Raw genomic sequence first — 12,127 nt, 5'->3', positions numbered from 1 at the left:
TATGAGGATTTCATCGACTGTCTCTACGGGACCGAATTCCATGGAACGGAGCACTACCAACCAAAATACTCCCTTCGTTCCCCAAGTAGCAGATCGTGTTCTGGGCACTGCTCTTCCCCGCCTTGGGGACAAGGCGTAGTGGACCGGCTTCTCTTAGGCATCGCGCCTACTCGCCTCCGCCTGCCTTGGACGCGGGGCGTTGGCGGATCGAGCACGCCCAGTACGAGATCCACGATACCTGTTGTCCACTGTGCCCACCGGTCTCGGCGCCGCCCTCTTCCGCGTCCCCGCCCACGCCCGTCCCCTCTCCGACCCAAATGGCCTGTGTGCGCGCCAGCGCGTATGGATTGCAAAACGGCACTCCAGCAATCCCTTACCATCCTGACCAAGTACGTCCAATCTGTCGGCTAAGAGGCGCGCCGTCTCCTCGACGCCGATGCAAGGTGTCAACGCCCTGTGGCGACTAGGACCCCAGAAGTTCTTCGATCCAGATTTCAATCATTGAAATGCCATAGATCGGAACGACCCGCCGCGCGGACAGTCGACAAGGGAAGAGATATCGATCCGACGTCCCCCGGAAGGAGCTTGCGCACGCCCCCACTTACCCCTCTGGCCAGGCACAGCGAAGGACGCTGTGCTGCAGAGCGGCAGACAAAACCATTGAGGGACTAGGTACTGATAAAATGGAAGCTGGTCAAACCACTTCGCCGTATGCCCACCATTCCCTCATCCATTGTGCCCCCACCGAAATCCTGGGAAGAGTTTGAGGACATCTCACTTTCTGCAGCCAAGCTACGCTGGAACTCGACGGACTTCTTCCGAAACGGGCGACAAGGGCAGTCGCAAGACGGCGTAGACATCTGGGGGCACGATGACCACGATCGATATATCGGCGTGCAGTGTAAGAACACAGTCGCGGGAATCACGCTGGCCGTTGTGGAGTCGGAGATTGATAAGGCAGAGAGTTTCGCTCCAACGCTGGATCGACTCTACATCGCGACTACAGCCCCCAGAGATGCGACGCTGCAGCGATCGGTAAGGGAAATGTCTCAGTCTCGAGGACGCGAAGGGAAGTTCAAGGTGGACGTTCTCTTCTGGGACGATCTCTGCCAGGACTTGGCCAAAGATGAGTCCGTGTTCTTCTCGTATTACCCACAATTCAGGGCTGACGCTGATCCAGCGGATAGGCACGACAAAGCGTTATGGAAAGAAATCACAACACTACTCCACTCAGATGGAGTCATTGGATTTCTGGATCAGACAAACATGGCCGGGTCGTCTTTCGAACTCGCAAGGCTGATCCCACTGTGGGATTTCCAGCACAAAGGCAGATTTCCCGAATGGGAGTTCATTTCGCCCGAGCTTGACACATTGAGAAAGGATCTTTGGAACGAAGTGGACGGCTACCTCAATCTACTGGCCTTCCAAACCTTCCCAACACGCACCCCGGGATGGAACAGCGTCCCTGCAGAATGGGAGATTGAAAATCCGGAGCGGTTCTGGCGTACGGTTGAGGGATTGCACGCGCGTGCCGAGAAGATCGTCAGCCTGCACGCGTCCTTCGTCCGCACGGGTCGAAGCAAAGGGTACAGCCGCTAGCGCCAGACGAGGTGACGAGCTGACGAGATTGCTTCGGCGGCGCGTCCCGACGAATCAGCGTCTTGACTCCATGGGCGCCTGACGGCGGTAGGACAAGCCCGCGGGTGCGTCGCGAGGGGCGAGTCGGCTCCCGGGCATTGCCTGCGGTGGCCCGGTGAGCGGCACTTCGATCTGGGCACCGGTCTTGGTGCGTCCGCCGCGCAGGAACCAGACCCCGCGGGCGAAATCAAACTCGCTCCACCGGGCCGAGAGCAGCTCCATCTTGCGCACGCAAAGCGCCAGCAGCAGCCACATGCCCAGCTCGTTCTCCCGCCCGAAACGCTCGCAGGTGCGCATCGCGCGAGCCAGGCCGATCAGCTCATGCAGGGGCAACCAGCGGGTGCGGGCTCGCTCCCGGCCGCCGGCATCGCGCAAGCCAAAGCTGGCGGCCGGATTCCCGGTGGCCCAGCCCAGCACCATCGGGTATTTGAACAGGCGCACCAGATAGCGCAACAGGTCATTGGCCACGGTGGGTGCCCCGCGCGCCACGGTGGCCACCAGCAGGCGATCCACGTCCAGCGGCACGACGTCGCGGGCGCGGGTGGTGCCCAGCGTGGGGTAGAGGTGCCGCTCCAGTACCGCTTGGATGCGGTCCGGGTGCTTGTAGCGGGGGGGGGGGGGGATGTAGCGGTCCAGCCAGGCCTGCACCAGCCGGCAGACGGTGGCCCGCTGCGGATCGATGGCCTGCACAACCAGCGGCGTGTTCGGTGCGGCCGACGTAGGCCGAGGTGCGGTCTTGACACTGTGCGTACGCCGCGCGTCCAGTTGGGCCAGCCGCTTGCCGGCGGCCACATCGATATCCTGCTGGATCAGGGCCCGATCGCTGCGCGCCTTCTCGCGGGCCTGGGCCAAGGACAGATCCGGATAGCGGCCCAGGACCTTTTCCTTGGCCGCGCCGCCAAAGCGGAAGCGCAGCACCCAGGAGGCCTTGCATGCGGCGGCGCCATGGGCGCTGGCCACGAAGGTCAGGCCATCGCCGATGCCGCGATCGACAGGGCCGGCACGCAGCCAAGCGCGCAGGGCTTTATCGGTGATCAGTTCCGGGCGTTTTGGGATTCCATTGCGATCTCCACGGAGTTTGCGGGGATCTGTGGGGGATGAAATCGGGACATGCCCGAATGGGCAAAAACCCCCACTCAATCCCCACAGACAACCTGCGCTATCGTGGGATCACTTGGGATGCGGCGACCGCAACATCTTGCCAAACTGCCGGATTTTTCACGCCGAAAGTGACGGTACGGCGCTGCGTGCAACATCACTCGATGTTCTGCACCTGTTCGCGGATCTGGTCGATCAGCACCTTCAGCTCCACCGCGGCATTGGACGTACGGCTGTCCACCGACTTCGAGCCCAGCGTATTGGCTTCGCGGTTGAACTCCTGCAGCAGGAAGTCCAGGCGGCGGCCGACCGGCTCGCGCTGCTTGAGCACGCGGCGGATCTCGACAATGTGGCTGCCAAGGCGATCCAGCTCCTCATCCACGTCCAGCTTCTGCAGCCAGAGCACCAGTTCCTGCTCGGCGCGGCCGGGATCGACCGGGTGCGGCAGGTCGGCCAGGCGTGCAGCCAGCTTGGCGCGCTGGCCGTCGCGAATGGCCGGAATCAAGGTGCGCACTTCGGTGGCGATGCGTTCGATGCCGTCCACGCGCTCGCTGATGGCGGCCGACAACTTGCCGCCTTCGCGCTCACGGGCCTCGACGAAGCCGTCCAGCACCTGGTCCAGCAGGGCCAGTGCCTCGGCCTGCAGGGCGGCGGCATCGGTGGCCTCGCCGCGGGTCACGCCGGGCAGCTGCAGCAGCTCGGTGAAGCTGACCTGCAGATTGGGGAAATCCGAGGTCAGCCGGTGCGCCAGGCGGCCCAGCTGGCCCAGCAGGGCCTCGTCCACCTGCAGGTTGGCCGCTGCCTCCGGTGCACGCAGGCGCATCACCAGATCCAGCTTGCCACGGCTCAGGCGCGCGGCGATGCGCTCGCGCAGCTGCGGCTCCAGCGCCCGCAGTTCCTCGGGCAGGCGGGTGCCGACCTCCAGGAAGCGGTGGTTGACCGAGCGCAGCTCGCAGCCCAGCGTGCCCCACGGGGTGACCCGCTTGCCGCCGGCATAGGCGGTCATGCTTCGAATCATGGAATGTGTCCGGTGCGTGCAAAGGGGGAATGGTACCCTAGCGCCCTCACCAGAGCCCCCTTGCCCGCCCCGTGAAGGCCGCGGGCGTGGCGGCGTACTCCCTCGCCATTACGGAACCCGCACCATGTCCGATTCCCGCCCCAGCGGCCGCCAGCCCGACCAGCTCCGCCCGGTCGTCATCCAACGCGGCTTCACCCGCCACGCCGAAGGGTCGGTGCTGGTGTGCTTCGGTGAAACCCGTGTGCTGTGCACCGCCAGCGTCGAGAACCGCGTGCCGGGCTTCCTGCGCGGCAAGGGCGAAGGCTGGGTGACGGCCGAGTACGGCATGCTGCCGCGCGCCACCCACACCCGCAGCGACCGCGAAGCGGCCCGTGGCAAGCAGGGCGGCCGCACGCTGGAGATCCAGCGCCTGATCGGCCGCAGCCTGCGCGCGTGCGTGGACCGCAACGCGCTGGGCGAGCGCACCATCACCCTGGACTGCGACGTGCTGCAGGCCGACGGTGGCACCCGCACCGCCGCCATCACCGGCGCCTACGTGGCCCTGGTCGATGCGGTGAACGTGCTGATGAAGCGTGGCGACATCAAGCGCAACCCGATCCTGGGCGCAGTGGCGGCGGTGTCGGTGGGCGTGTACCGCGGCACCCCGGTGCTGGACCTGGACTACGCCGAAGACAGCGACTGCGACACCGACATGAACGTGGTGATGAACGACGGTGGCGGCTTCATCGAACTGCAGGGCACCGCCGAAGGCCACGCCTTCCGTCGCGATGAACTGGACGCGCTGCTGGGCCTGGCCGAAAAGGGCGTGGCCGAGCTGCTGGCCGCGCAGCAGGCGGCGCTGTCGGCATGAACCGGCGCCTTGCCCTGACCACCCTGGTGGTGGCCGACTATGACGAAGCCATTGCCTGGTACACCGGCAAGCTCGGCTTCACGCTGCTGGAAGACATCGACCAGGGCCACAAGCGCTGGGTGGTGGTCGGCCCGACCGATGGCAGCGCCGCCGCCCTGCTGCTGGCCCGTGCCAGCGACGAGGCGCAGCGCAGCCGCATCGGCAACCAGACCGGTGGCCGCGTCGCCTTCTTCCTCAACACCGACGACTTCCACCGCGACCACGCGGCGATGCTTGCCGCGGGCGTCGAGTTCCTGGAAGCGCCGCGCGAAGAACCCTATGCAACGGTCGCGGTGTTCCGCGATCTGTATGGCAACACCTGGGACCTGCTGGAGCCCCGTCAATGAAGAAACTGGTACTGGCCAGCCACAACGCCGGCAAGCTGGTGGAGATGCAGGAGATCCTCGCCGACCTGCCGCTGCAGATCACCTCGGCCGCCGAACTGGGCCTGGGTGACGTGGAAGAGACCGGCCTGACCTTCGTCGAGAACGCGCTGCTGAAGGCGCGCGCGGCCTGCGAAGCGACCGGCCTGCCGGCGCTGGCCGATGATTCGGGCCTGATCGTCGACGCCCTCGGCGGTGCGCCGGGCCTGTACAGCGCGCGCTATGCCGGTCACCCGACCAACGCGGCGGCCAACAACGCCAAGCTGCTGGACGCGATGGCCGATGTTCCCGACGGCCAGCGCAGCGCCCGGTTCTATGCGGTGATCGTGCTGCTGCGCCACGCCACCGACCCGCAGCCGCTGATCTGCGAAGGCCGCTGGGAAGGCCAGATCATCCGCGAACTGCGCGGCACGAATGGTTTCGGCTACAACCCGGTGTTCCTGGACACCACCCACGGCCTGACCGCCGCGGAAATGGAGCCGGCGCTGAAGAACGCCATCAGCCACCGCGCCATTGCCCTGCAGCAGCTCAAGCAACAGCTGGCGACGCTGTACTGACGCCACCCGATCGAGCCAGGGAAGCCGGCCAGCGGCCGGCACTACCGAAGAAGCCCATGCCGCACGACCACGACCACTGCAACCACCTGGCGGGCGAAGCCTGCTCCGCTGACCACGACAGCCCGCCGCGACTGGTGCCACCACCGCTGTCGCTGTACGTGCACCTGCCGTGGTGCGTGCGCAAATGCCCCTACTGTGATTTCAATTCGCACCAGGCCAAGGGCGAGCTGCCGTTCGATGCCTACATCGACGCGCTGCTGCGTGACCTGGACCAGGACCTGCCGCTGGTCTGGGGCCGGGTGGTGCACAGCGTGTTCTTCGGTGGTGGTACGCCCAGCCTGTTCCCGCCGGAAGCGATCGACCGTTTCCTGCAGCAGGCCAGCGCGCGCCTGCGCTTCGCGCCCAATGCCGAAATCACCCTGGAAACCAACCCGGGCACCGCCGAGCATGGCCGCTTCGACCGCTACCGCGCGGCCGGGGTGAATCGCCTCAGTTTCGGCATCCAGAGTTTCGACGATGCCATGCTCAAGCGTCTGGGCCGCATCCACGACAGTGGCGAAGCCGAGCGCGCGGTGAAGATGGCGCAGGACGCGGGCTACGACAACTTCAACATCGACCTGATGTACGCGCTGCCGGAGCAGACCCTGGCCGGTGCCGAGGCCGATCTGGAACGCGCATTTGCACTGCAACCGGCCCATATCTCGCACTACCAGCTGACCCTGGAACCGAACACGGTGTTCTTCGCGCGGCCGCCGCAAGGCATTCCCGATGAAGACAACGCCTGGGACATGCAGGAGCACTGCCAGGCGCTGCTGGCGCAGGCCGGTTTCAGCCAGTACGAAGTCAGCGCCTACGCACGCCCCGGTCGGCAGAGTGCGCACAACCTGAACTACTGGCGTTTCGGCGATTACCTGGGCATCGGTGCCGGCGCGCACGGCAAGATCAGCTCGGGTGCCGAAGAACACGTGCTGCGCCGCTGGAAGCTGAAGCATCCGCAGGCCTACCTGGACAGCGCGGGCACCCCGGCCTCGTTCGGTGGTGACGACGTGATCGCGCCGGAGCGGCTGCCGTTTGAGTACATGCTCAACCTGCTGCGCCTGCACGAAGGTTTCGGCCTGCGCGATTTCGAGTCGCGCACCGGGCTGCCGCGCAGCGTGCTGGACGCACCGCTGGCGGAGGCCGTCCAGCGCGGCTGGCTGGATGTGGCGGACGGCCATGTGCAACCGACCGAGCTGGGCCGTCGATTCACCAACGATGTGGTGAGCCTGTTCCTGGAGGAATAGACCTTCCGCCGTAGCGGGTAGCGCCGGCCGCTGGCCGGCACCACCGTTCATCCGTCGTCCCTCCCCAGCGGACGTGAGACACGTTCACCCTAAAGTAGCGCCGACTGCGGCCGACACGGTAGATTCACAAGATCGATCCGCGGGAATCCGGATACCGCTCGCCGATGTCAGCTGTCTTTTCCATTACCTCTGCCGACAAAGCCCGCCTGGCCGCCAGCGACCTGCCACCGCGGGTCCGTGAGCTGCTGGGCGCGTTGATCGGCCTGTGCCGGCAAACGCTGGCCGCGCCGCTGATCCTGACCGTCGAAGCGTTGGAGCAGACGCTGCTGCACGACGCGGATCGCGCGCGCAATCCGCAGCTGCAGGCGGAGCTGATGGCCCAGCGCGGCCAGTTGCATGCCTTTTCCGGTCATTTCGCTGACCGCATGCTTGATGCCGTGGCCGATGCGCTGATACGGCTGCGCGAACCCACGGCCCACTCCAGCCCCGGTTCCACGCCGCCGCCGCTGCCCGGCATGCTCGGGCTGTCGCTGGTCGATGAGCATGAAGTGGACCGCGACCTGCTGCTGACCGAGATGGTGCGGCGGGAGACGCTGCGTTCGACCAACACGCTGAACCTGCTGGGCCAACGCCTGGGCGTACTGGCGGCAGCACCGGCCTTCGAGGCCGACACCCTGCCGCTGGCACCGCAGGCACTGTGCGCCATGCTGCGCCGGATTGCCGAACAGGATTCGCTCGCTGTCGACGTTCAGCTGGCGCTGTACCGCAGCTTCGAACGCCAGGTGCTGGAACGCCTGGGCGACATCCTCGACCGTGCCAATGCCCTGCTGGCCCAGCACGGCGTGCTGCCCGGCCTGGTCTACACCCCCTACCTGGCGCGTTCATCGAGCACCCGGCGGATCATCACCCAGTCGGTGGGCGGTGGTCGCACCACGCAGCCGGCAAAGCGTGCCGCCGCGCCACTGACCGGCTGGAACGGATCGGCACCGGCCGGCTCCTGGTCGAGCCTGGTGCAGGACGCTTTCCAGGATGACAGCACGGCCGGCGCGGCCATGCCGGGCCTGACCACCTCCACGGGCAGCGCGCTGCATGCGCTGCTGCAGCAGGCACGCCATGCCAGCGCAGCACCTGCGGATCGCGATGCAGTGCCGAGCGCGGCCGTGGATGCGGTGCTCGCACGCCTGCAGGCGCAGTCCAGCGCCGCCACCGGCGTTGCCGACCTGCAGGCGGCCGTGGTGGCGCAACTGCGCAGCGAGCATGGCATGCAGGCCCAGCTGGGCAGCCACGACCGCGACAGCCTCGACCTGCTGCGCATGCTGATGCAGCAGGTGCAGCAGCAGCAGCGTCCGGACCCGGTGCCGGCCGCCCTGCTGGCGCGCCTGCAGGTACCGCTGGCACGTGCGGCAATGGCCGACCCCGGCTTCTTCGTGCGCGACGAGCACCCCGCGCGCGAACTGCTCAACCAGATTGCCGAAGCCGGCGCCAACTGGCTGGGCGACGATGATGTCGACCCGCAGTTGCTGCAGCGCATGGCACAGAGCGTGCAGGGCCTGCTGGGCCAGGATGCGCGGGCACCGGAGGCCTTCGCCAGCGCGAACGAGGACGTGCAGCAGCATCAGCGTGCCGCAGCGCATCGCGCCGAGTTGGCCGAACGCCGCCATGTCGAAGCTGCACGCGGCAAGGAGCGGCTGGAACTCGCGCGGCGACAGGCCAGTGCACAGATCGACCAGTGCTGCGACGCGCAGCAGCCGCCCCGCTTCGTGCAGACCCTGCTGCGTCAGGCCTGGGCCGATGCCCTCACCCTGACCCGCCTGCGCCACGGCGACGATTCACCGCAGTGGCAGGAACGCCTGCAGCAGACCCAACGCATCGCCGCCATCACCGCGCAACCCGTTGATGCACCCGGCGGCACCGATGCAACGCTTGCTGCCGAGGTCGAGGCCGCCCTGCTGCAGGTCGGCTACCACGCCGAGGAAGCCGCCGCCGTCGCACGCAGGCTGGCCACGCCTGGCGGCGAGGACGAGAGCACCTCGCGTACCGAACTCAGTGCCCGCCTGAAGGCACGCGCGCGCCTGGGCGAGCACGCCGGTACGGCCGCCGGCACGACGCCCGCGGCACCGCGCAGCAGTGCCGAGGAAGCCGCTTACCAGCAGCTGTCCTCCCTGCCCTTCGGCAGCTGGTTCGACATCGACACTGGCGATGGCACACTGCGCCGCCAGCGCCTGTCCTGGTACAGCCTGCTGACCGGCCACGCCCTGCTGGTCAATCCACGCGGGCAGAAGATCGCCGATACCGACCTGGATACGCTGGCCCGGCAGATCAGCGCCGGCCAGGCGCAGCTGGTCACTGAGGACAAGGCCCGGCTGGTTGACCGTGCCTGGGAGGCCAGCCTTGGCGCATTGCGTGCACTGGCGGCCGGCCATACGCAGGAGACCTCCGCATGATCACCCAACCGCCGCAGGACACCCGCCGCGCACCGCGCCGCCAGGTCTCGGACCTGGTACCGGTCACCGACCAGATGCGCGAAAGCGTGGTGGGCCGGCTCGGCAATATCTCCGAAACCGGCATGCTGATGCTGGCCAGCGCACCGTTGCGCGAGGATGCGCTGTACCAGTTGCGCTTCCCCTTGCCGCTGGGCGACGGCCGCCACCAGGACATCGACGTGGGCGTGCACCTGCTGTGGAGCGAACCTGCACACGCCCCCGGACAGAGCTGGACCGGCTTCCGCTTCCTCACCCTGTCGCGCGAGCATCGGCAGCTGCTGCGCCAGTGGGTGGGCGAAGACAGCGACGAGGGGCCGGTTTCGACGGCCTGAGTGCCGGTTCCAGCACAGCGGTTTTTCCCGGTATGCGGCAGAATCTAGGGCCGTTTTCCGTGTCGAGCCACCGCAATGATCCAGCAAGACCCCGGCGCCCTGTATCCCGACCACCTGGCCGTGCTGTGCCGACGTGCCGAACAGGCGCTGGCCCGCGGCGGCTTCGATCACCTGGTGGTGCCGAGCGGCACCCTGCACTACCAGATGTTCGACGATCGCGACTACCCGTACGCGGTCAATCCGCAGTTCAAGGCCTGGCTGCCGCTGACCCGCGTGCCCAACAGCTGGATCGTGTTCACCCCCGGCAAGCGCCCGGCGGTGATCTTCCACCAGCCCTTCGACTACTGGCACGTGGTGCCGGATGCCCCCAGCGGCTGGTGGGTGGAGCACTTCGACATCCACATCATCCGCAAGCCGGAAGAGGCGCTGGCCCTGCTGCCGGCCGATCCATCGCGCTGCGCGATCCTCGGCGAGCCGCAGAGCGCGCTGGGCAGCTACGTGCCGAACAACCCGGCGCCGGTGGTGAATTACCTGGAATGGCACCGCGGCAGCAAGACACCGTATGAGATCGCACTGATGCGCCAGGCCCAGGTGCTGGGCGTGCGCGGCCACCGCGCGGCCGAGGCCGCATTCCGCAATGGCGCCGACGAGTTCAGCATCCACATGGCGTACTGCCAGGCGGTCGGCCAGGACGCCAACGAGCTGCCGTACGGCAATATCGTGGCGTTGAACGAACATGCCGCCGTGCTGCACTACACCGAGCTGGGCCGCAAGGCACCGCAACCGCTGCGCAGCTTCCTGATCGATGCCGGCGCCAGTGCCCGCGGCTACGCCAGCGACATCACCCGCACCTACGCCGCGCAGGGCCACGACGAATTTGCGGCGATGATCGCCGCCGTCGACGCTGCCCAGCAGCAGATGTGCGCAGCGGTGCGCCCGGGCTTCGACTACAAGCAGCTGCACGTGGACGCACATCTTTCGCTGATGGGCGTACTGAAGGACTTCGGCGTGATCAAGGTCTCGCCGCAGACCGCGCTGGAGACCGGCGTCAGCGCCGCGTTCTTCCCGCATGGTATCGGCCACCTGATCGGCCTGCAGGTGCACGACGTGGCCGGTTTCGCGGCCAGCGACGAAGGCGGCCGCATCGAGCGCCCGGCGGGCCACCCGTACCTGCGCCTGACCCGCGTGCTGGAGCCGGGCATGGTGGTGACCATCGAACCGGGCCTGTACTTCATCGACATGCTGTTGAATGAAGTGAAGGACGCTGGCCACGGTGATGCGATCAACTGGGACCGCGTGGACTTCTTCCGTCCGTATGGCGGCATCCGCATCGAAGACGAAGTGCTGTGCACCGACGGCGAAGCGGACAACCTGACGCGGCCGGCGTTTGCGGCGGCGAACGGCTGAGCCCCTCGTGGTTTGACGCTTGGAGCAAAAGCCGCGCTTGGCGGGGCGGGTGGGCCATGCAGGGGACGCTGCAAGTACGTCCCTGTAAGCTCGATGGCGCCATCCATGGCGCCAACGCCCCTGCATGGCCCACCCGCCCCACCTTTGACAGTTTCCTGCGCGCGTCCAACCACGGAAAAGAAAAAGAAAAGCAAAAGCGGGTCGCTTGCTGCGCTCGCTCTGTGTCGACCAAGGTCGACACCTACCAGTAGATCCACGCCATGCGTGGATGATTCATTCGATATCTGACAGATGTGCCGACCAACGGTCGGCACCCACCAACAGCCGCGCGAACCTGTCGAAGGTGGGGCACTGTGGGTTTGCGGGGTGTGAGCCGCATGGATGCGGCGACCAAGCCTACAAGGACGTACTTGCGTCGGCCTCGCAAACCCACAGTACCCCGCCATCCCACGGAATGCCGCTGTTGCGGTTGCGGTTGCTGTTGCTGTGGCCTCTGCGGGTGCAGGGCCGCAAGCCCTGCAGAAAAACACCCTACCCCGCCATCACTGCTTCGATCTCATCGGCGCTGCGCGCCAGGCCTTCGGTCAGCACGCGATGACCGTCATCGGTGATCAGCACATCGTCTTCAGTGCGGATGCCGATACCGCGCCAACGCGGTTCCACCGTCGTGTCGTCCACGCCGATGTACAGCCCCGGCTCGATGGTGAACGCCATGCCAGGCTCCAGAAGGCGTGAATCACCGGCGAGGCGGTAATCGCCTACATCGTGCACGTCCAATCCGATCCAGTGGCCGGTCTTGTGCCGGTAGAAGCGCTGGTACAGGCCTTCGGACAGATTCTTTTCCAGCGTGCCCTTCAGCAGGCCCAGCCGCAGCAGGCCCTCGGTCAAGGTCTGCACTGCGGCCAGATGGCCGGCCTCGTAGGGCACGCCCGGCTTGGCCTGGGCCAGCGCCGCCGCCTGCGCTTCACCGACCAGGTCGTGCACGATGTAGGCGATTACCGCCTCGCCGGTGATTCACGCCTTCTGGAGCCTGGCATGG

Annotated in this window: 10 protein-coding genes and 1 pseudogene; 8 read left to right on the top strand and 3 right to left on the bottom strand. The window is 66.7% G+C overall.

The genetic code is table 11. The annotated features are described in order from the left end of the window. Nucleotides 1-711 precede the first annotated feature (711 nt). Nucleotides 712-1,599: a hypothetical protein gene (locus tag ACM0PY_RS08355; RefSeq protein WP_180884778.1), complete on the top strand. Its 888-nt coding sequence runs from the start codon at nucleotides 712-714 to the stop codon at nucleotides 1,597-1,599. A 54-nt stretch (nucleotides 1,600-1,653) separates the two neighbouring features. Here the strand turns inward: ACM0PY_RS08355 and ACM0PY_RS08350 are convergent, their stop codons facing one another. Continuing rightward, nucleotides 1,654-2,778 (bottom strand): tyrosine-type recombinase/integrase, encoded by a 1,125-nt coding sequence (locus tag ACM0PY_RS08350; RefSeq protein WP_414609373.1) that lies wholly within the window; start codon nucleotides 2,776-2,778, stop codon nucleotides 1,654-1,656. Between the two features lie 115 nt (nucleotides 2,779-2,893). After that, complete coding sequence (locus ACM0PY_RS08345) at nucleotides 2,894-3,754, bottom strand: YicC/YloC family endoribonuclease (RefSeq protein ID WP_180884774.1); 861 nt, start codon at nucleotides 3,752-3,754, stop codon at nucleotides 2,894-2,896. 124 nt (nucleotides 3,755-3,878) lie between these two features. Between ACM0PY_RS08345 and rph the strand changes: the two genes are divergently transcribed. From rph to pepQ, 7 genes are all read left to right on the top strand, one after another. Further along, nucleotides 3,879-4,604 carry a ribonuclease PH gene (gene rph / locus ACM0PY_RS08340; RefSeq protein WP_049426699.1) on the top strand — a complete coding sequence of 242 codons (726 nt, stop codon included), beginning with the start codon at nucleotides 3,879-3,881 and terminating at the stop codon, nucleotides 4,602-4,604. Next, nucleotides 4,601-4,990, top strand: coding sequence for a VOC family protein (locus ACM0PY_RS08335; protein WP_061480722.1), 390 nt, complete (start codon nucleotides 4,601-4,603; stop codon nucleotides 4,988-4,990). Before rph ends, ACM0PY_RS08335 begins: the two co-directional genes overlap by 4 nt. After that, nucleotides 4,987-5,583, top strand: a complete 597-nt coding sequence (rdgB, locus tag ACM0PY_RS08330) for an RdgB/HAM1 family non-canonical purine NTP pyrophosphatase (protein ID WP_010484033.1) — start codon at nucleotides 4,987-4,989, stop codon at nucleotides 5,581-5,583. The genes ACM0PY_RS08335 and rdgB overlap by 4 nt, the downstream gene beginning before the upstream one ends. Nucleotides 5,584-5,639: 56 nt before the next feature. After that, a complete protein-coding gene (gene hemW / locus ACM0PY_RS08325; protein WP_235646788.1) occupies nucleotides 5,640-6,866 on the top strand; it encodes a radical SAM family heme chaperone HemW in 1,227 nt (408 codons plus the stop codon). 164 nt (nucleotides 6,867-7,030) lie between these two features. Continuing rightward, on the top strand, nucleotides 7,031-9,310 hold the full coding sequence (locus tag ACM0PY_RS08320) for a DUF1631 family protein (RefSeq protein ID WP_180884772.1): 2,280 nt from the start codon (nucleotides 7,031-7,033) through the stop codon (nucleotides 9,308-9,310). Continuing rightward, entirely contained in the window at nucleotides 9,307-9,681 is a 375-nt protein-coding gene (locus tag ACM0PY_RS08315) for a PilZ domain-containing protein (RefSeq protein ID WP_005418979.1), read from the top strand. Before ACM0PY_RS08320 ends, ACM0PY_RS08315 begins: the two co-directional genes overlap by 4 nt. A 75-nt stretch (nucleotides 9,682-9,756) precedes the next feature. Next, nucleotides 9,757-11,088: a Xaa-Pro dipeptidase gene (gene pepQ, locus ACM0PY_RS08310; RefSeq protein ID WP_180884770.1), complete on the top strand. Its 1,332-nt coding sequence runs from the start codon at nucleotides 9,757-9,759 to the stop codon at nucleotides 11,086-11,088. Between the two features lie 531 nt (nucleotides 11,089-11,619). Here the strand turns inward: pepQ and ACM0PY_RS08305 are convergent. Continuing rightward, a pseudogene (locus ACM0PY_RS08305) lies at nucleotides 11,620-12,072 on the bottom strand (M24 family metallopeptidase); the annotation flags it as partial. Nucleotides 12,073-12,127: the final 55 nt, after the last annotated feature.

Source organism: Stenotrophomonas sp. BR163 (assembly GCF_047520985.2).
GTDB lineage: Bacteria > Pseudomonadota > Gammaproteobacteria > Xanthomonadales > Xanthomonadaceae > Stenotrophomonas > Stenotrophomonas sepilia.
This window is presented reverse-complemented; position numbering and strand designations above follow the sequence as displayed.